The organism is Halomonas sp. E19, assembly GCF_052439355.1.
GTDB lineage: Bacteria > Pseudomonadota > Gammaproteobacteria > Pseudomonadales > Halomonadaceae > Halomonas.
Genome location: NZ_JBNFWU010000001.1, coordinates 3,290,712 through 3,310,400 on the forward strand (window position 1 = coordinate 3,290,712; position 19,689 = coordinate 3,310,400).

Below are 19,689 nucleotides of genomic sequence, written 5' to 3' on the forward strand. Positions count from 1 at the left end.
CTCTGTTAACTCTCGTCGTCGTTGGGGGCGGCAGCGCCCGTGCCGTAGCGCTCGGCGGCGGCCTCGTCGCCGGGCAGATAGAGCGGCCCCTTCTGCCCGCAGCCGGCCAATATCAGCAGGGCGGCGAGTGCCAGGGCGGCCCTCATGCGCGGCGCTCCAGGGCGGCAAGGGCCTGGCGGGCGCGGCTGGCCGCGGCGCGCACCTGGTCGGGGGCGGTGCCGCCGATGTGGTTGCGTGCCGCCACCGAGCCTTCCAGGGTCAGCACCTCGAACACGTCCTGCTCGATGACGTCGGAGAACTGGCGCAGCTCGTCGAGGCTCATCTCGGAGAGATCCTTGCCTTCGCGCAGGCCGAAGGCCACCGACTGGCCGACGATCTCGTGGGCGTCGCGGAATGCCACGCCGCGGCGTACCAGGTAGTCGGCGAGGTCGGTGGCGGTGGAGAAGCCGCGCCGGGCCGCCTCGTACATGCTCGCCTTGCGCGACTCGATGGCCGGTACCATGTCAGCGAACGCCTTGAGACAGTCGCGCACCGTGTCGAGGGTGTCGAACAGCGGCTCCTTGTCCTCCTGGTTGTCCTTGTTGTAGGCCAGCGGCTGCGACTTCATCAGCGTCAGCAGGCCCATCAGGTGGCCGTAGACGCGGCCGGTCTTGCCGCGCACCAGCTCGGGCACGTCGGGGTTCTTCTTCTGCGGCATGATCGAGCTGCCGGTGCAGAAGCGGTCGGGCAGGTCGATGAACTGGAACTGGGCGCTGGTCCACAGCACCAGCTCCTCGCTCATGCGCGACAGGTGCATCAGCAGGATGCTGGCGACGCTGGCGAATTCGATGGCGAAGTCGCGGTCGCTCACCGCGTCGAGCGAGTTCTCGGCCGGGCGCTCGAAGCCCAGCAGCTCGGCGGTGACGTGACGGTCGATGGGATAGGTGGTGCCGGCCAGCGCGGCGGCGCCCAGCGGCATCACGTTGACGCGCTTGCGGCAATCGAGCAGGCGCTCGTGGTCGCGGGCGAGCATCTCCTGCCAGGCCAGCAGGTGGTGGCCAAAGGTCACCGGCTGGGCGGTCTGCAGATGGGTGAAGCCGGGCATGATGGTGTCGGCCTCGCGCTCGGCGAGCGCGATCAGGCCCTGGCGCAGGCGGATCAGCTCGGCCTCGACCACGTCGATCTCGTCGCGCAGGAACAGGCGGATATCGGTGGCCACCTGGTCGTTGCGCGAGCGGCCGGTGTGCAGCTTCTTGCCGGTGATGCCGATCCGGTCGGTCAGGCGCGCCTCGATGTTCATGTGCACGTCTTCGAGCTTCACCGACCACTGGAACTCGCCGCGCTCGATCTCGCCGCGAATCTCGCCGAGGCCGTTGATGATGGCGTCGCGTTCATCGTCGGTCAGTACGCCCACCCGCGCCAGCATGGTGGCATGGGCGATGGAGCCCTGGATGTCCTGCAGGGCAAGGCGCTGGTCGAAGCCGACCGAGGCGGTGAAGCGCTCGACGAAGGCGTCGGTGGGTTCGCTGAAGCGGCCGCCCCAGGACTGATTGGTGCCGGGGGTGTGGAACGAGAGCTCATTGGCGTGGGCATCCTGCTGGTACATGCGTGACGTTCGTGGGGGAACCATCTGTCAATGGCTCCAGATCATGGTTTCGCAGTGTACCAGAGTCGACGGGAGTGGCGAGGCCCGAGCCGGTGGGGCAGAGTGGGAGGCTGCGATTTTTCCTGCCTCGCCAGGTGCTTTATCATGGAGGCAACGACCATCCTCGGCCGCGATCGGGACGGTCTGCGGCAAATCATACTGCTGAGCAGGGCCCGCTCGGGTCCGCTGCATGGGAGAACCACGTGCGATCCATCTCTACGCTGCGCATTGCCACCCGCAAGAGCCAACTGGCCCTGTGGCAGGCCGAACATGTCCGTGACCTGCTGATGGCTCACCATCCCGATCTCACGGTGGAGCTGGTGGCGCTCTCCACCCGCGGCGACAAGATCCTCGATACGCCGCTGGCCAAGATCGGCGGCAAGGGGCTGTTCGTTAAGGAGCTCGAAGAGGCCATCCTCGACGGCCGCGCCGACATCGCCGTGCACTCCATGAAGGACGTGCCGATGCACTTCCCCGAGGGGCTTGGCCTGTCGGTGATCTTCGCCGGGGCCGAGCCGACCGATGCCCTGGTGTCCAATCACTACGGCACCCTCGACGAGCTGCCGGAAGGCGCGCGGATCGGCACCTCGAGCCTGCGCCGCGGCCTGCAGATGCGCGAGGCGCGCCCCGACGTGGAGATCGTCTCGCTGCGCGGCAACGTCCAGACCCGCCTGGCCAAGCTCGATGCCGGCGAGTTCGACGCCATCCTGCTGGCTACCTCCGGGCTCCGGCGGCTGGGGCTTGGCGATCGCATTGCCCAGGAGCTGCCGCCCGAGGTGTGCCTGCCGGCCTGCGGCCAGGGTGCGCTCGGCATCGAGTGTCGCATCAACGACCCCGACCTGATCGCACTGCTGGCGCCGCTGGACGACCCGGCCACCGCGACCCGCGTGCGCGCCGAACGGGCCATGAACACCCGCCTGGAAGGCGGCTGCCAGGTGCCGATCGGCGGCTACGCCACCTTCGAGAACGACGGCCAGACCCTGTGGCTGCGCGCCCTGGTCGGCAACCCCGAAGGCACCGAGGTGCTGCGCGCCGAGGGCCGGGGCTCCATTCACGAACCGGAGGCCCTCGGCATCCGCGTGGCCGAGGACCTGCTCGACCAGGGCGCCGGCGAGATCCTGGCCGAGGTCTACGGCGGCTGATGCCCGTCGTGCGGCCGGTATTGATCTGCCGTCCGGGCGAGCGGGCGACGGCGCTGGCGGAAGCCATCGAAGCCACCGGCTTCCCGGTGGCCAACCTCGATGCCATGGCGCTGGAGGCGCTGCCAGAGACGGCGGACATGCGCCAGGCCTGGCTCGACTTCGACCATTTCCACAAGGTGGTGGTGGTCAGCCCCTTCGCCGCCGAATGCCTGCATGAGGCCCTGGATCGCTACTGGCCGCAGCTGCCGCTCGGCACCGCCTGGTACGCGGTGGGGGCGGCCACGGCGCAGGCCTTGCACCAGCGGCTCGGGGTGCGCGTGCACATGCCGCCGCATGACGCCGGGGAGGACACCAGCGAAGCCCTGCTACAGCTGGCATCACTGCGCCGGCTCGACGGCGAGCGGATCCTGCTGGTGGCCGGCGAGGGCGGGCGGCCCGTGCTGGCGGAAACTCTGGCCTCTCGGGGCGGCCGTGTCACGCGGCTCGCGCTCTACCGCCGCTGCCTGCAGCCGCCGCCCGCCACGCTGCAGGCGCGGCTCGCCTGCGGCGATTTTCACGCCCTGGTGGTCAGCAGCGGAGAATTACTCGAACATCTGGCAAGATGGTGCACCAGGGCCACCTTGAACCAACCGCTAATCGTGTCCAGTCGGCGTTTGGCTACACTGGCCGAGGATTTGGGCTTTCGCACTTGCGTGGTGGCTATGGGTGCTACGCCGGCGGCTCTGGCCAGCGCTGTGGCAGGGCTTCGCGACCTGGGGGTGCCGATGTCGATCAAGACGATCTCGAAAAGGGCTAGCGACTGATGAGCAAGCAGACTAACGAGCAGGACGAACAAAAATCGCCTTCCGGTGACGCGCGAGGCGACAAGCGACGCGCAGCCGACAGCAAGGGCAATAGCGGTGGTTCGAACCAGGGACGCCCGCAGGGTGGCGGCAAGTCGACCCAGGCCGGCCGGTCCGACAAGCCGGCGGATGCCAGCCCGCCTGCGGCAAACAAGGGCCAGCCCGGCGACACGCAGCCGGAGGCCAAGCCCGGCGGCACCGACACGCTGGCCGCCGAGGACAAGCCCGCCGGTACCGGCACGCCGGCGGCGGCCAAGCCTGCCGTAGACAAGCCCGCTGCCGGCCCCACGCCCGCTTCCGGTGCCCCCGGCAAGAGTACTCCCGGCGCCACGCCTGCCGCAGCCAAGGCGAGCGAGCCTTCCAAACCCGCTGGCGGTGGCACCCCGCCTCCGCCACCACCCAGCGCCGGCGAGCGCAAGGGGCCGGGCGCGCCGCTGGCGTGCTGGCCCTAATCCTGGTGCTGTTCCTCGGCATCGGGGCGGGCCTGTTCGCCTGGAATGCCTGGGAGCGTCTCGACGAACAGCAGCAGCGCCTGGCCGAGCTCGAGCAGCGTGCCGGTGAGGCGGCCTCGGCCGACGACCTGACCGGCCTGCGCGAGCAGCTCCAGAGCGGCGAGCGTGAGCGCAACACCGAGATGACCCAGGCGGTCGAGGCGATTCGCAGCGAGTTCGCCAGCTATCGCAGCGAAGTCGACGGCACCCTGGATCAGGTGCTCGACGAGCTCTCCCGCGAGCAGGACACCGACGAGCGCGAATGGCTGCACGCCGAGGCCGCCTACCTGCTGCGCCTGGCCAACCAGCGCCTGCAGCTGGAGCGTGACGTGGAGGGCGCGGCGGCACTGCTGCGCACCGCCGATGCCCGCCTCGAGGAGGCGCAGAACCCGGCCCTGACCTCCGTGCGCCGCGCCATCGCCGCGGAGCTGTCGGTGCTTGACGGGGTGCCGCGCGTCGACCGCACCGGCCTCTACCTTGCCCTGCATGCCCAGCAGGAGCGCCTGGGTGGCATGCCGCTGTCGCGTGAGCTCGAAGAGATCCCGGCCCGCTCTGGCCTGCAGGAGGCGCCCACCGGTGCCTGGCAGCAGCAGCTCAGCCGCTTCGGCCAGGAGCTGAAGGATCTGGTGGTGATCCGCCAGCACGACGAAACCCTGGAAACCCTGGTGACGCCCGAGCAGGAAGCCTACCTGCGCCAGAGCGCGCGCCTGGTGCTCGAGCAGGCCCAGCTGGCCCTGCTGCAGGAAGAGCAGGCCCTGTACGAGGCGAGCCTCGACAAGGCGCTAACGCTGATTCGCCACTACTACGACACCGAGCGCAGCGAAGTGCAGGCCGCGATCGAGCGCCTCGAGGAACTCAAGCGCGAGAACATCCAGCCCGAGCTGCCCGATATCAGCGGCTCGCAGCAGGCCCTGGCCGAATTCATCGAGCGGCGTTTCGGTTCGCGCGGCGGCCGGGGAGATGACGCATGAGAAAGCTGCTGCTTATCGTCCTGCTGGGCCTTGCCCTCGGGGCTTTGTTCGGCCAGCTGATGGTCTCTATTCCCGGCTACTGGCTGGTGCGGGTTGGCGATACCTCAGTGCAGACCTCGTTCTGGTTCGGGCTGGTGCTGCTGCTGGCGGCCTTCCTCGTTCTGCACTTCGCCCTGCGCGTGCTGATGCGCATGAGCTACCCGGTCAGCCGGCTCAAGGTGTGGAACCGGCGCACCCGGCATCGCAACGCCATGAAGCGCACCGTGCGCGGCCTGGTGGCGCTGGCCGAAGGCCGCTGGAAGACGGCGGAGAAGTCGCTGGTCAAGGCCGCCGACGACTCCAGCACCCCGCTGGTCAACTATCTCTCGGCCGCGCTGGCCGCCCACTACCAGGGCCGCTACGACCAGGCCGACACCCTGCTCAAGCGTGCCCACCTCTCCACCGAGGGGCCGACTCGGCGGTGGGGCTGATGCAGGTCCAGCTGATGCTGGATCGCCAGCAGTATGAAGAGGCGCTGGCGATCCTCACCCGGCTCGACCGCCAGATGCCCAACCACCCGCAGGTGCTCAAGCAGCTCAAGCAGGCCTATCTCAGCGTCAGCGATTGGGAAGGCCTGCGTCGCCTGATGCCGCGACTGGCGGCACGCCAGCTGATCTCGCCGCAGGAGCGCAGCCGGCTGGAGCTGCGCGCCTACAAGGAGCTGCTGGTGCACGAGGCGCGCGACCCGGGCAACATCGAGCGGATTCGCAGCCTGTGGGCCGACATGCCCGACGCGCTGCGTACCAACGTCGAGCTGGTGGTGCTCTACACCGAGGCGCTGGTGCGCGGCAACGAGGAAGGCATCGCCGAGCGGCTGCTGCGCCACTCGCTCAAGGAGCATTGGGACAGCCGTCTGGTGCTGCGCTACGGCTTGCTCGACGTCGACCCGGCCCGCCAGCTGGTGCATGCCGAGAAGTGGCTGCAGGAGCGTCCCAACGACCCGGACCTGCTGCTCTCCCTGGGCCGCCTGGCGCTGCGCAACGCCTACTGGGGCAAGGCGCAGGAGTACTTCGAGGCGAGCCAGCGCCAGCGTCCGAGTGGGGTGGTGTGCGCCGAGCTGGCCAGGCTGTTCGCCAACCTCGGCGAGCACAACAAGAGCCAGCTCTACTACCGCCAGAGCGTCGAGCTGCTCGACAAGTCGCTGCCTTCGCTGCCCCAGCCCGCCGAGCCGACGGCGGTGGTGGAGGAGCCGGCGCGCGACAAGTAAGACCAGGCCGACGGCCAGGGTCGATCTGCATTGGCTCGACCCTTAGAGGGCGCTTCGGCGCCCTCTTTTCGTACGTGGATGGGGCCTACCTGGCTGGTCGTGCCTGGGCGGTTGTACCTGGGTGTTGTATTTGAGCGGTCGTGGCGGCTTGCCGTGCCTGGCGACCGGCAACCCGCTCCTGTTGATGCTACGCCACCATCCTGGGCCCGGAAACGCAGAGAGCCGGCGTGTCGCGCCGGCTCGCGTAGGTGGATGACGACTGTCGCAGCGGGCCGGAGCCTCGCCGCGACGCCAGGGGCTAGTCCTTCTCCTCGTAGTCTTCGCCGAGAGTCGGGTTGGGCTTGGCACGCGGGTCGTGTTCACCCTCGCGGCTGCTCTGGGCTGAGCAGGGTTGCCCGCCGGGGCGGCCGTCGATGTCGAAGTTCTGCTGCATGAGACGCACGTTGGCCGGCGGTGCTTCGCCCTCCTTGCCCACGCCGAAGTAGAGCGTGGTGTGCGGGAAGGGAATCTCGATGCCCTTGGCGTCGAAGTGCAGCTTCACCAGGCGGTTGTAGGCGCGGCCCACGCCCCACTGGGTGCCCGGCGTGGTCTTGATGCGCACGCGGATGTTGACCGAACTGTCGCCGAGCCCGGTCACGCCGGCTACCTCCAGCGGCGCCACGATGCTCATCTTGTGGGTCTCGTCCGCGGCCAGCTCGTCGAAGGCTTCACGCAGCGCGATGATCGCCTCGTCGATGCTCTCGCGGTAGGCGATACCGTACTCGCCCACGTGATAGCCAAATTCACGCATGAAGTTGGATACCGTGTCGACGCTGGAGAAGGGCACGATGTGGTAGGTACCGAAAAGATCGCGAATACCTACCGAGCGTATGCTGAGCCGCTCGGCGGTGCCGGTGATGCCACCCACCGAGACTACATCGCCGGTGTTCATGGCGTTCTCCACCTGGATGAAGATCCCGGTGATGATGTCCTGAACAAGTTTCTGCGCGCCGAAGCCGATCGCCAGGCCGAGCACACCGGCACCGGCGATCAGCGGGCCGATATTGATGCCGATTTCAGACAGGATGATCATGCCGGTCATGGTGACCAGGGCGATGGCCAGGGCGTTGCGGAACAGCGAGAGCAGGGTCTTGGCGCGGGCGTCGGGCTCGCCCGTGCCGGTCTCGGGGTTGAGCTTGTGTTCGATCAGGCTAGCCAGGCCCAGCCATACGCCGATCGCCAGCAGCAGGATCATGGCCACGCTGACCAGCATGCCGACCAGTCCACGGCCTGCGTCGGAGGCGTACCAGGCCGTCAGGTCGAAGGCGCCCCAGGCGTCGAGCACCACCAGCACCACGGTGATCAGAATCAGCGTGCGCAGTACCCGCAAAGCGTTGGGCACATAGCTGTTCAGGCGTGGCTCGAGCAGCGGCAGCTTGCGGCGCAGGTCATCGGAGAGACGGATGCGTCGGCCGATGGTCTGCGACAGCAGGCTCGACAGCAGCATGCCTACTACCACGGCGGCGATGGTCTGCAGCGTGGCGACCAACACGTAGGGCAGGGCATCGGCCGGGCGCGTCAGCATCACGATCAGCACCATCAAGAAATAGGCCAGGGCAAACAGGTGCCAGGTGCGGGCGAACAGGTGCAGCGACACGCGCGTGGCGGTCAAATCCGAGCGTGTCGCCAGCAGGTCGAGTTCCACGCGAATCCGCTTGCGGTTCTTGAGGACCACCGTGACGGCGTAGAGGAAGGCGCCGAACATGATCAGCGCCCCAACCCCTGGCCCAGCGACGGGGCCAGGTAGACGCTGGTCAGCGGGACCACCACCATCAGACCGTAGCCGACCAGGCCGACCAGGCGCGCAAGCCAACGGTTCCAGTAGGAGGCCTCGCCGGCCGAGATCGGCAGCAGGCGTAGCCCCTCGTAGCGGGACGAGAACAGCATGCGCAGGGCGGCCTTGATCAGCTCGATGATCAGAAAGGCGTTGAGGAACAGCGAGGCGCGCGTGGAGAGTTCGCCGGTTTCGCCGATGGCGAAGGTGGCAATCAGGTTGCCGGCGACATAGGCCAGTGCCACCACCAGCAGATCGACCACGGCCGCGAGCGCCACGCACAGCACCAGCCGCAGGGTCGGGTTCAGCTCGCTGTCCTTGCGCGACCAGAGACTGAGGCGGCCAAACAGCGGCCGTGACAGGTGGCGGAACAGCATGAACAGGACGAAAGTGGCGATGATGACCAGGCCCAGGTTGATGGCCGCGGTGGTGAAGGCGGCCATGTCGAAGGCGGTGGCATCGGTGCCTGCGCTGAACAGGCTCGACAGGATGCCGCCCAGGTTGCGTACCTCACCGCCGATATCGCTGGCCACGCGGCTGGTCAGTTCGGCCAGTTGCCTGGGAAACGATATCGTCAGGGCGGTGGGTTCGGCCTGGCCCAGCGCTTGCTCCTCGGCGGCCTGCCGGCGCAGATGGTCGATCAGCTGCTGGCGCGCTTCGTCGTTTTCCAGCATGTCGGCCAGCGCCGCGGGGCAGGAGGGGCGTCGGCAGGCTGGGCCAGCGCCGGGGCCGCTGCGAGCAGGCTCAGGGCCAGCCAGCCCAGCAGCAGGTAAAGCATTCGTTTGGCTATCACTCGTGTCCTCCATCTCGGCGTGTCGTCAAGAAACGATGGTACGTCGATCATGATAACGGCCTTTGGCGATTCGGCACGAATCGAGCGAGAAAAATTCTATGCAACTATTGTACATTAAAGCCAAGTTGTGCCATATTTTATTTGTGCCTATCCCCTAGCCCGGATGTTGCACCGGGTCAGTCAGAAGTCCCCAGATGCCAGGCTCGGTGGGGATAAAAGGGATCTGGGGTGGAGTTTGGCTGCTTTTTGATCAAGTTCCTGTGCTCAGGGCGCACCTCCCCCACCCCCATGTCTTTTCTGTGCCGGGGACAGCACGCCGCGACGCTATCCCGGCACCAGCTTGCTGGCCAACATCAGGAAGAGGTCCTGCTCCGGATACTGGCTGTTCAACATCAGCCGAATGGTCCGTGTGTTGCGAGTGATGACGGCGCCGATCTTCAGCAGCTTCAGGCGGATGGTGTTGACCTGGGCTTGGGCGAAGGCGGTGCGCTTAAGGTAAATCCGACGCAGCCGCTCCAGGAGCAGGTAGGCCAGCCCCGAGAGCAGCAGTCGGTACTGATTGGACCACCATTGGTGGCAGCTGGTGCGGTCTGAGAACAGGAGCTGCTGCTCCTTGATGCGGTTCTCCATCTCGCCTCGGGCGCAGTAGCGGTGGTCGTAGAGCCACTCTGCGCTGCAGCCGCGCAGGTTGGTCACCACGTAGCGGGTGTTGAAGCCACGCCAACTGGTCTCGGATTTGACGACCACCTTTCGTCGGCGCTTCTTCCAGCTCTTGGCGGCGTACTCGATGAAGCCGAAGACTCGCTGCTTCTCACGGGTCTTCTCGAAGCGGATAGCTGACTCGTAGTCGATATCCAGGGCTAGCTTGGCCAGCCGCGGGTTGCCGGCGAGGCCGACGATGTAGTCGACACCGTGGCGCTCGCACCAACTGAGGATCAGCGGGCGGCAGAAGCCGCTGTCGCCGCGGAATACGACCTTTACCTCAGGCCACGCCTGGCGCAGCCGCCGAACCAGCAGGGCAAGAATGGCGCCGGCGTGGTGGGCGGCATCTCGGTAGGCCGGGCGAAGGTAGCTGACCAGCAGCTGATCGCCACAGAACACGAACAGCGGCAGAAAGATGTAGTGGTTGTAGTAGCCGTTGAAGTGCCGCCCGAGCTGCTGGCCGTGCACCCGGTCGTCGGTGGCATCGAAGTCGAGGTAGAGCGGCTTCTTGGGTGGCCGCCGGAACGAGCGGATGAACTGCTCGATCATTTCCTCGTGGATGGTGACCGCCCAGTCCCGATCGGCTTGCTGCTCGAAGCGACACAGCGTGGACTGGCTGGCCAGCACGCCGTCGGTATCGACGGCGGTCTGCAGGGCGATGTCGTGACGCAGCGCCTGGTGGTCGTTGAGATCCTCGTAGCCCAGCGCCAGGCCAAACACGCGCTGCCGAACCAGGGTTTCGGTGCGATGCAGGCAGCGTTGAGGATCGCGGTCATCACTCAGCCGGCGAGCGATAGCGCGGGTCAGGCCCATCTCGCGGTCGAGCTGCCGCAGCAGCAGGATGCCACCGTCAGAGGTGACCTCGCCGCCATCGAAGCTGGCGGTGATCTGACGGCCTTTGCAGCGTGGAAAGGTGGCGGTGGGCGTGGTACATTTTGTCATGGCGGCTGTGTCGGCTAATTCTTGGTTAGGCTCTTGAATTATAACCGATTTTCAGCCGCTTTTTTCATGCCTGGTGCAATATTCGGGCTAGGCACACCCTGAACGAAGTCCGATATCCCCTTTGCCACCCTCCCCGGGTGGCTTTTCTTTGTTTCGCCGACCGGCTTGGCTAGTATCGGCCATGAACCGGAGGGGGCAGACGATGGGAACTTGGTGGCTGGTGGCGGCAGGCGGCGCGCTGGGTGGCATGGCGCGGCTCGCCGTGTCGGAGCTGACGGCACGACGCGTCGGGACCGGGTTTCCTGGGGCACCCTGGCGGTCAATCTCAGCGGCGCCTTTGCGGCCGGTGTCCTGGCGGGCCTGCTCGGCATGCCGCACGGCGAGCTGTCACCTGCTCCCGCTTGGCTGGGCCTGGTGGTGGGCGGCCTGGGCGGCTATACCACCGTGTCATCGCTGAGCCTGCAGACCCTGGCGCTGTGGCAGAGCGGCCGCACGCACGCCGCGCTGGCCAACCTGGGGGCGACCCTGGGCGCCGGACTGACCCTGGCCGCGCTGGGCTGGTGGCTGGGTGGAGTCGCGGTATGAGCGGCTGGCGTGCCTATGCGGCCGTGGGCCTGGGCAGTGCGCTTGGCAGCCTGCTTCGCTACCTGGTCTCGCTGGCGGCGCTGGTGCTGTTTGGCCCCGGCCTGCCTTGGGGAACGCTGGCGGTCAACGTGCTGGGCTCCTGGCTGATCGCCTTCTTCGCCGCCTATGTGGCAGGCCAGGGCCGGCTGGCCAGCTGGCAGCCCTTCCTGGTGGCCGGCTTCTGCGGCGGCTTCACCACCTTCTCGCTGTTCGGGCTGGAGACGCTGCAGCTGATCGAGCTCGGCCGCCCCGGCCTGGCGCTGCTTTACATGCTGCTCAACGTGCCGCTGTGGCTGTCCGCCGCCTGGCTGGGCGACCGCCTGGTGCGGGTCCGCCAGGGCTGATTGTGCCGGCTCAGTCGGCTCTCTTGCCGCGGCGGTGCGCCTTCGGCTGGCCTGGCGCTGTCGCCGGGCCGGGGGCGCGCGGGAAGTGCGCCCGCACCAGTGCCAACAGCCCTTGCGTCGAGGCGTCGAAGTCCTGGCCGTGCTCGTCGATCCGGCTGCTGATCTCGCCGGCGATGCGCTTGCCCAGCTGAACGCCCCACTGGTCGAACGAATTGATGTTCCAGATCACGCCCTGGACAAACACCTTGTGCTCGTAGAGCGCAATCAGTGCGCCGAGGTTCTTCGGCGTGAGCTCGTCGAGCAGCAGCACGCTGGAGGGGCGATTGCCGGGGCAGCTGTAGGGATCGAGCCGACTGCCGTCGTCGCCCTTGAGGCTGCCTTCAATGAAGGCGTTGGCCTGGGCCAGCATGTTGGTGAGCAGGGCGAAGTGGTGCTCTTCGAAGCCTGGCTCGGGCTTGAGCGAGGCGATGAAGTCGATCGGCACGTAGCGTGTGCCCTGGTGCAACAGCTGGAAGAAGGCGTGCTGCCCGTTGGAGCCGGTCTGGCCCCAGACGATTGGGCCGGTCTTGTAGTCCACCGGGTGGCCGAAGATGTCCACCGACTTGCCGTTGGATTCCATGTCGAGCTGCTGCAGGAAGGCGGGCAGCTGATGCAGCGCCTGGTCGTAGGGCACGATGGCCTGGGTCTCTGCGCCCTGGAAGTTGATATGCCAGATGCCGATCAGCGCCATCAAGACCGGCATGTTCTCGCGGAAAGGGGCCTGGATGAAGTGCTGGTCCATCTCGTAGGCGCCTTCGAGCATGGCCATGAAGCCGTCGAAGCCGATGGAGAGGGCGATAGGCAGCCCGATGGAGGACCACATCGAGTAGCGTCCGCCGACCCAGGCCCAGAACTCGAAGACGTTCTCCTCGCGGATGCCGAAGGCCATGGCGGCCTTCTTGTTGGTGGAGGCGGCCACGAAGTGGGCGCCCACGTCGGCCTCCGCTCCGGCAGTCTCCAGAAACCAGCGGCGCGCCGACTTGGCGTTCAGCAGCGTCTCCTGGGTGGAGAAGGTCTTGGTCGAGACGATGAACAGCGTGGTGGCCGGGTCGAGGCGCGTAAGCACCTTCTGGATGTGGTTGCCGTCGACGTTGGAGACGAAGTGGAAGTTGAGCGCAGGGTGGCGATACTTGAGCAGCGCCCGGCAGGCCATGTTGGGGCCGAGGTCGGAGCCGCCGATGCCGATATTGACCACGTCGCGGATGCGCTTGCCGCTGTAGCCCTTCCAGACGCCGCTGCGCACGGCCTCGGAGAAATGCTGGATCTGTTCGCGGGTGCGGCGGATCTCGGGCATCACGTCCTTGCCGTCGACGATCACCGGGCTGTTGCCCAGGTTGCGCAGCGCCGTGTGCAGCACCGGGCGGTCCTCGGTGACGTTGATGATGTCGCCGGAGAACATCTGGGCGCGACGCTGCACCAGCGCCGAGTGGTCGGCCAGCTCGATCAGCTTGGCCAGCACGGTCGGCGAGACCGGCTGCTTGGAATAGTCGAGGAACAGGCCGCCGACGCGCAGGCTCATCGCGTCGAAGCGCGCCGGGTCGGCGGCGAAGTACTCCTTGATGCGGTCGTTTGCCGTTTCTTGCTGAAGCTGTTTCAGGGCTTGCCAGGTGACGCTGCGAGTGAGCTGGAACATGGTGGCCTCGGCGCGCGGGCGGTCTACCCGTTTCGTGTTGTTATGTCCGTGCTACTGGTCTTGTGTGGCTTATCTGTGAGGCTTGTCTTGTGGGGCAGTATCCGAGCGGCGGTCAGGCTGTCTCAGCCGCTGCGCGAGGCCACCCAGGCGTCGGCATCGGGGATGGCCATCTCGTAAGGCTGGCCGAGCCAGGGCGAGCTGACCAGGAAATCGGCGCTGGCGGCGTTACATGCCACTGGCACGTTCCACAGTGCCGCCAGGCGCAGCAGCGCCTTGACGTCGGGGTCGTGGGGCTGGGGGGCGAACGGGTCCCAGAAGAAGATCAGCAGGTCCAGGCGCTGCTCGGTGATGCGTGCGCCGATCTGCTGGTCGCCGCCCAGCGGGCCGCTCATCAGGCCTTCGACCGCGAGCCCCAGGCTGGCCGAAAGGCGGCCGGCGGTGGTGCCGGTACCCACCAGTTCGTGGGCGGCCAGGGTGTCGCGCCACTGGGTGGCCCATTCGAGCAACTCTGCCTTCTTGCCGTCGTGGGCGATCAGGGCGATGCGTTTGCGTGCCGGCAGGGTGCGGCGCACGCTGCGCCGGGGACGACTGTCGTTCATGGTTGACCTACCTCGAGGATCTTCAGGGTATTGGTGCCGCCGTGGGCGTTCATGTGATCGCCCCGGGTCAGGATGACATGATCCCCCGGTTCGGCAATCCCCTTCTCCACCAGCAGTGCCAGCGCCCGGTCGTTGAGCTCCGTGGCCGCCATGTCGCTGGTGTCGAACGGCAGCGAGACCACCCCGCGATACAGCGCCATGCGCCGCTGGGCCACCGGGCTGTGGGCCAGCCCGACGATGGGCAGCCCCGAGCGGATGCGCGAGGCGATCAGCGGCGTGTAGCCGGTCGAGGTCATGCAGGCGATGGCGGCCACCCCGCTGAGATGGTTGGCGGCGTACATGGCGGAGAGCGCGATGGTCTCGTCGATGCGCGAGAAGCCTTCGTGGATGCGGTGCCCCGACGCCTGAGCCACACGCTCGCGCTCGGCGCCCAGGCACACCCGGCGGATCGCCTCCAGGGTCTCCACCGGGTAGTCGCCGGCGGCGGTCTCGGCCGAGAGCATCACCGCGTCGGTGCCGTCGAGCACCGCATTGGCGACGTCGAACACCTCAGCCCGGGTGGGCAGCGGCGAGGTGATCATCGACTCCATCATCTGGGTGGCGGTGATCACCGCGCGGTTGAGGGTGCGGGCGCGCTTGATGATGCGCTTCTGCATGCCGATCAGCTTTTCGTCGCCGATCTCCACGCCGAGATCGCCGCGGGCCACCATCACCGCCTCGCTGGCCTCGATGATGCCGTCGAGGGTGGCCTCGTCGGCCACCGCCTCGGCGCGCTCGAGCTTGGCGACCAGGCCGATCTCCTGGCCCGCTTCGCCGAGCAGGCGACGTGCTTCGCGCATGTCCTCGGCCGAGCGTGGGAAGGAGACGGCGAGGTAGTCGACGCCGATCTCGATGGCGGTCTTGAGGTCGGCCTTGTCCTTGTCGGTCAGCGCCGGGGCCGAGAGCCCGCCGCCCTGCTTGTTGATGCCCTTGTTGTTGGAGAGCTTGCCGCCGGTGACTACCACGGTGTGCACCTGCTGCTCCTCGATGCGCTCGACGTCGAGCACCAGGCGGCCGTCGTCGAGCAGCAGGCGGCCGTCGTCGAGCAGCAGGCGGTCGCCGGGGGCGACGTCGTCGATCAGCTGCTTGTAGTCGCAGCCGACGCGGCTGGCGTCGCCGGCGTTGCCGTCGAGCGCCATGTCGAGCACGAAGGGCTGGCCCGGGGCGAGCACCACAGGGCCGTCCTTGAAGCGGGCGATGCGGATCTTGGGCCCCTGCAAGTCGCCGAGGGCGGCCACGCTCTTGCCCAGGCGCTCGGCGATCTCGCGCACGGCGCTCAGGCGGCGGCGGTGGTCGTCGGCCGAGCCGTGGGAGAAGTTGAGGCGCACCACGTCGACGCCGGTGCGAAGCATCGCCTCCAGCACGCCCTCGCGGTCGCTGGCCGGACCCAGGGTGGCGACGATCTTGGTGCGGCGGATGGGGCTGTGGGTCGGCATGGCGATCCTCCGAAGGGGTGGCCTGTTTGGAAGCAATTTTGGGGTAATATTACTACATTATGGCCGCAAGAAAAGGTTCTGCTTGAGCGGAGCGGCCGGGTATTTCAAAGGCTGAAAGTCATATTAGCGTAGATTAAGTGCGGAAACAGGGCGGTTGAGCAGGGATGCCTATAAGCGAGGCATTGCGTTATGTTGTAAAATTACTAAAAAATGCTTGTGTCCACCGACGGCCTGCGTCACATTTTGTTTATCGCCATGAGCCCTGGCCCAGCGCATCCACGCGCCATCTCCGCCGAGCGGCTCGCTTCATACCCACTCGCTTGCACCCGCTAGGAGGAAGGACCATGACGCTCAAGATCGCCATCAACGGCTTCGGTCGTATCGGCCGCAATGTGCTGCGGGCCCTGTACGAGAACGGCTACCGCCGCCAGGTCCAGGTGGTGGCCATCAACGACCTGGGCGATCCGGCGCTGAATGCCCACCTGCTGCGCCACGATACCGTGCATGGCCACTTCCCCTGCCAGGTCGAGCACGACGAGGCGAGCCTCAGCGTCGATGGGGAGCGTATCGCCATCTTCTCCCAGCGCGATCCGGCCGCACTGCCGTGGAAGACGCTGGGCGTCGACCTGGTGATGGAGTGCACGGGGCTGTTCACCCGGCGCGTTGCCGCTGCCAAGCATCTCGAGGCGGGGGCCGGGCGCGTGCTCATCTCGGCACCCAGCCCGGACGCCGATGCCACCGTCGTGTTCGGGGTCAACGAGCATGTGCTGAAGCCCGAGCACAAGGTGGTCTCGAACGCTTCCTGCACCACCAACTGCCTGGCGCCGGTGGCCAAGGTGCTCAACGATGCGGTAGGCATCGAGAACGGCCTGATGACCACGGTGCACGCCTACACCAACGACCAGAACCTCTCCGACGTCTACCACAGCGACCTCTACCGGGCGCGTAGCGCCACTCACTCGATGATTCCGACCAAGACCGGTGCCGCCGCCGCGGTGGGCCTGGTGCTGCCGGAACTGGCCGGCAAGTTCGACGGCCTGGCGGTGCGGGTGCCGGTGATCAACGTCTCGCTGGTGGATCTCGTCTTCACTGCCGGGCGCGACACGACCAGGGAAGAGATCAACGCTATCGTGGCCAAGGCCGCCGAAGCCTCGCCGGTGCTTGCGGTCAATGCCCAGCCGTTAGTGTCCATCGACTTCAACCACGACCCCCATTCCTCTACCTTCGATGCCAACCACACCCGTGTCAGCGGTCGCCTGGTCAAGGTGATGGCCTGGTATGACAACGAGTGGGGCTTCTCCAACCGCATGCTCGATACGGCGCTGGCCATGCATGCCGCCGGCGATGCCAAGCGCCAGGCAGCCTGACGGCGAAGGCTGTTCCAGCGCCGGAAAGGTGCTTGGCGTTGCCCTAGTCGGCCTTCCTTGACTAGGGTTAGGGGTACATCCACGGATCGGGAGGTATCTCATGAAACGTTATGGACTGCGTAGCGCCCTGATGGCCTTTGCTGCATCGCTGATGCTGGCCTTGGCGGGTTGCGGTACCGGTACCGGCGAGCGCGCCGCTTCTGGTGCTGGCGTAGGTGCGGCGACCGGGGCGGCAGCGGGTGCGGCCACGGGCGGCAGCCCGGTCACCGGTGCGGCAATTGGCGCCGGGGCAGGTGCGGTCACCGGGGCTGCGACCGATGAGGACGATATCGACCTCAGCAACTGACGGCATTTCCTGCAAGTGCACGTGCCGCGCTCGCCGACAGGCGGGCGCGGCTTTCTTGTGGCCTGTGTGGCCGGCGGCTACTCGGCTTGCAGGCCCGGAATCCGCCAGGTGGTGGGGCAATCGCGGCTGTGGAACAGGCGCTGGGACGTGGTAGCGTTGCGCCGTTCGGCCAGTGCCTCGCGGCCTTCGCCAAGGGTATCCATCATGCCTGGCCGGGGGTGGCGCACGGTAAGCAGCGTCAGGTCGTCCTCGCGGCTCACCTCATAGTCGGCCTGCAGCGATTCGACTAAGGGGTCGAGCCGTTCGGGCTTGTTGTCGAGGCACAGGGCGAAGCGCATGGCGCCGCTGTCGACCAGGTTGGCATGCAGGCCGGCCTCCACCAGTCGGCCGAGGATGTCGTGCTGGCGCGGCTCGTCCATAAAGGCGAAGTCGCGCGGCCTGACCTCCAGCCATACTTGGTCCTCGCGCAGGATGCAGGAGGGCACCTCGGCATCGAAGCGCCGCTCGGCGTCGATGACGGTGGGCTCGGCGTCAGGCGCCTCGAAGGAGCGTACCGTCAGCGGAATCGACTTCTCCTGCAGCGGTCCCAGGGTCTTGGGGTGGATCACCTTGGCGCCGTGCCAGGCCAGCTCGGTGGCTTCGGCATAGGAAATGCGCTCGAGCTGTACGGCATTGTCGAAGCGCCGGGGGTCGGCGTTGAACAGGCCGGTGACGTCCTTCCAGATGACTACTTCGCGGGCCTCGAGGCAGTGGGCGAAGATCGCCGCGCTGAAGTCCGAGCCTTCACGGCCCAGGGTGGTGGCCTCGCCCTGCTCGGTGCCGCCGATGAAGCCTTGCGTGAGCGCCACGCGATCGCTGTGCGAGAGGCGTTCGCGGATGTTGTCGAGGGTCGCCGGCCAGTCCAGGTTGGCGGCCTGGTGGCAGGCGTCGGTGCGCACCAGCTCGCGAGCGTCGTGCCACTCGGTGGCGATGCCATGGTGGTTGAGCCAGGCCGCCACAATGGTGGTGGAAAGCAGCTCGCCATAGCACACGGTCTGGTCGTAGTGCTTGGCATGAGGGCCATCGCGGTGCTTGCGATGCTGGGCATCGAGCTCCTCGAACAGGACATCGATGCGCTCGCTCGGTGCATCCGGCGAACCACCCAACAGCGCCTCGAGCACCTCGTGGTGATCAGCTTGCAGGGCCTTGAAGCACTGGCGGTACTCGTCTCCCTGCGTTCCACCCTCACTGCGGGCGGCGGCCAGCAGCGCTTCCAGCTTGTTGGTGGTCTTGCCCATGGCGGAGACCACCACGACCAGCGGGCGGTCGCCGTGCTGCTCGATCAGCGGGGTCAGGTGGCGTATGGCGTCGGCGTCCTTGATCGAGGCGCCGCCGAACTTGAACACGGTCGTCATTCTCGGCTCCTGGCAAACGTTGGGTGCCCTTCACCATGGGTCAAAATCGTCCGCAGGAAAAGTGTGGCCCGGGTGACGAGAGAAGTTGCGGTGCAGAAACGAAAAAGCCCCGCAGGGGCTTCTCGTGCGGCAGCGCCTCAGCTGAGGCGCTCCTTGTAGGCCTCGTAGCCGAAGGTCTTCACCGTGCGCACCTCGCGGCTCGCCTCGTCGACCCGGCAGATCGCCGGCAGGCGAATGCCGTTGAAGGTGGTGGTCTTGACCATGGTGTAGTGGGCCATGTCGGTGAACACCAGCCGGTCGCCGATGGCCAGCGGCGCGTCGAACGAGTAGCTGCCGATCACGTCGCCGGCCAGGCACGTCGTGCCGCCCAGCCGGTAGGTGTGAGCCTTCTCGCCCGGCTCGTCGGCGCCAATAATCTGCGGCCGGTAGGGCATCTCCAGCACATCGGGCATGTGTGCGGTGGCCGAGGTGTCGAGAATCGCATTGAGACCATCGTTCTCGACGATATCCAGCACCGAGCACACCAGGTAGCCGGTATTCAGCGCGATCGCCTCGCCCGGCTCCAGGTACACGGTGAGGTGCGGGTGGCGCTCGCGGAAGCTGCGAATCACCCGTACCAGCCGCTCGATGTCGTAGTCGGCTCGCGTGATGTGGTGCCCGCCGCCGAAGTTGACCCAGCGCAGCCCGGTCAGGTAGCGGCCGAACTTCTCCTCGAACGCCGCCAGGGTCTCCTCCAGGGCGTCGCTGTTCTGCTCGCACAGGGTGTGGAAGTGCAGCCCCTCGAGCCCTGCCAGGTCGCCCTCGGCGAGATCCGACACCCGCGTGCCGAGCCGTGAGCCCGGCGCGCAGGGGTCATAGAGTGGCACCGCCCCGGTGGAGTGCTCGGGGTTGACGCGCAGCCCGCAGGAGACCTGACGCGGCGCCGCCGCGACGGTGTCGCGGAAGCGGCGCCACTGCCCCGGGGAGTTGAAGCTGATGTGGTCGGCGTACTGCAGCACCACTGCCATCTCCTCGGGGGTGAAGGCCGGCGAGTAGACGTGTACCTCGCCGCCGAAGTGCTCGGCGCCGAGGCGTGCCTCGTCCTGCCCGCTGGCGGTGGTGCCGACCAGGTACTGACTGACCAGCGGGAAGCTGTCCCACATGGCGAAGCCCTTCAGCGCCAGCAGGATGCGCGCGCCGCTCTGCTCCTGGACCTGCCTTAGCAGCTCCAGGTTACGGCGCAGCAGGGCGTCGTCGACCACGTAGGCCGGCGATGGGCAGGCATGGATATCGAATGGATAGACCGCTTGTTGCATGTCGTGA

15 protein-coding genes and 3 pseudogenes are annotated in these 19,689 nt (G+C 67.1%); 9 read left to right on the forward strand and 9 right to left on the reverse strand.

Annotation, left to right across the window (positions count from 1 at the left end; all coding sequences use genetic code 11):
* Positions 1-5: 5 nt before the first annotated feature.
* Entirely contained in the window at positions 6-146 is a 141-nt protein-coding gene (gene lptM / locus ACUDAL_RS17200) for an LPS translocon maturation chaperone LptM (protein WP_444678987.1), read from the reverse strand.
* Complete coding sequence (argH, locus tag ACUDAL_RS17205) at positions 143-1,585, reverse strand: argininosuccinate lyase (protein WP_444678988.1); 1,443 nt, start codon at positions 1,583-1,585, stop codon at positions 143-145. Before argH ends, lptM begins: the two co-directional genes overlap by 4 nt.
* 242 nt (positions 1,586-1,827) lie before the next feature.
* On the opposite strand from argH, the gene hemC reads away from it, so the two are divergent.
* The 5 genes and pseudogenes from hemC to ACUDAL_RS17230 all read left to right on the forward strand — a co-directional run bounded on the left by hemC (position 1,828) and on the right by ACUDAL_RS17230 (position 6,316).
* A complete protein-coding gene (hemC, locus tag ACUDAL_RS17210; protein WP_444678989.1) occupies positions 1,828-2,766 on the forward strand; it encodes a hydroxymethylbilane synthase in 939 nt (312 codons plus the stop codon).
* Positions 2,766-3,562 (forward strand): annotated as a pseudogene (locus tag ACUDAL_RS17215) (uroporphyrinogen-III synthase). Before hemC ends, ACUDAL_RS17215 begins: the two are co-directional and overlap by 1 nt.
* A gap of 6 nt (positions 3,563-3,568) precedes the next feature.
* A complete protein-coding gene (locus ACUDAL_RS17220; RefSeq protein WP_444678990.1) occupies positions 3,569-4,060 on the forward strand; it encodes a hypothetical protein in 492 nt (163 codons plus the stop codon).
* Complete coding sequence (locus ACUDAL_RS17225; RefSeq protein WP_444678991.1) at positions 4,048-5,070, forward strand: uroporphyrinogen-III C-methyltransferase; 1,023 nt, start codon at positions 4,048-4,050, stop codon at positions 5,068-5,070. The genes ACUDAL_RS17220 and ACUDAL_RS17225 overlap by 13 nt, the downstream gene beginning before the upstream one ends.
* Positions 5,067-6,316, forward strand: a pseudogene (locus tag ACUDAL_RS17230) (heme biosynthesis HemY N-terminal domain-containing protein). The gene ACUDAL_RS17225 and the pseudogene ACUDAL_RS17230 overlap by 4 nt, the downstream one beginning before the upstream one ends.
* Before the next feature lie 298 nt (positions 6,317-6,614).
* On the opposite strand, the pseudogene ybiO reads toward ACUDAL_RS17230, so the two are convergent.
* Both ybiO and ACUDAL_RS17240 read right to left on the reverse strand, forming a co-directional pair.
* Positions 6,615-8,973 (reverse strand): annotated as a pseudogene (ybiO, locus tag ACUDAL_RS17235) (mechanosensitive channel protein).
* Between the two features lie 273 nt (positions 8,974-9,246).
* Entirely contained in the window at positions 9,247-10,566 is a 1,320-nt protein-coding gene (locus ACUDAL_RS17240) for an IS1380 family transposase (RefSeq protein ID WP_444677628.1), read from the reverse strand.
* Positions 10,567-10,779: 213 nt separating this feature from the next.
* Between ACUDAL_RS17240 and ACUDAL_RS17245 the strand changes: the two genes are divergently transcribed.
* Both ACUDAL_RS17245 and crcB read left to right on the forward strand, forming a co-directional pair.
* Complete coding sequence (locus ACUDAL_RS17245) at positions 10,780-11,151, forward strand: CrcB family protein (RefSeq protein WP_444679425.1); 372 nt, start codon at positions 10,780-10,782, stop codon at positions 11,149-11,151.
* Positions 11,148-11,534, forward strand: a complete 387-nt coding sequence (crcB, locus tag ACUDAL_RS17250; protein ID WP_444678992.1) for a fluoride efflux transporter CrcB — start codon at positions 11,148-11,150, stop codon at positions 11,532-11,534. Before ACUDAL_RS17245 ends, crcB begins: the two co-directional genes overlap by 4 nt.
* A 10-nt stretch (positions 11,535-11,544) precedes the next feature.
* On the opposite strand, the gene pgi is transcribed toward crcB, so the two are convergent.
* The 3 genes from pgi to pyk form a co-directional block, all read right to left on the reverse strand.
* Complete coding sequence (pgi, locus tag ACUDAL_RS17255; protein WP_444678993.1) at positions 11,545-13,206, reverse strand: glucose-6-phosphate isomerase; 1,662 nt, start codon at positions 13,204-13,206, stop codon at positions 11,545-11,547.
* A gap of 122 nt (positions 13,207-13,328) precedes the next feature.
* Positions 13,329-13,805, reverse strand: a complete 477-nt coding sequence (locus tag ACUDAL_RS17260) for a methylglyoxal synthase (RefSeq protein WP_444678994.1) — start codon at positions 13,803-13,805, stop codon at positions 13,329-13,331.
* Positions 13,802-15,280: a pyruvate kinase gene (gene pyk, locus ACUDAL_RS17265; RefSeq protein WP_444678995.1), complete on the reverse strand. Its 1,479-nt coding sequence runs from the start codon at positions 15,278-15,280 to the stop codon at positions 13,802-13,804. Before pyk ends, ACUDAL_RS17260 begins: the two co-directional genes overlap by 4 nt.
* Positions 15,281-15,624: 344 nt before the next feature.
* Between pyk and gap the strand changes: the two genes are divergently transcribed.
* Both gap and ACUDAL_RS17275 read left to right on the forward strand, forming a co-directional pair.
* Complete coding sequence (gene gap, locus ACUDAL_RS17270; protein WP_444678996.1) at positions 15,625-16,647, forward strand: type I glyceraldehyde-3-phosphate dehydrogenase; 1,023 nt, start codon at positions 15,625-15,627, stop codon at positions 16,645-16,647.
* A 100-nt stretch (positions 16,648-16,747) separates the two neighbouring features.
* Positions 16,748-16,993, forward strand: a complete 246-nt coding sequence (locus ACUDAL_RS17275) for a YMGG-like glycine zipper-containing protein (protein ID WP_444678997.1) — start codon at positions 16,748-16,750, stop codon at positions 16,991-16,993.
* A gap of 77 nt (positions 16,994-17,070) precedes the next feature.
* Here the strand turns inward: ACUDAL_RS17275 and ACUDAL_RS17280 are convergent, their stop codons facing one another.
* The gene (locus ACUDAL_RS17280; protein ID WP_444678998.1) at positions 17,071-18,387 is read right to left on the reverse strand and encodes an aspartate kinase; all 1,317 of its coding nucleotides are present in this window, start codon (positions 18,385-18,387) and stop codon (positions 17,071-17,073) included.
* A gap of 137 nt (positions 18,388-18,524) precedes the next feature.
* Positions 18,525-19,682 (reverse strand): carboxynorspermidine decarboxylase, encoded by a 1,158-nt coding sequence (gene nspC / locus ACUDAL_RS17285; protein WP_444678999.1) that lies wholly within the window; start codon positions 19,680-19,682, stop codon positions 18,525-18,527.
* Positions 19,683-19,689 lie beyond the last annotated feature (7 nt).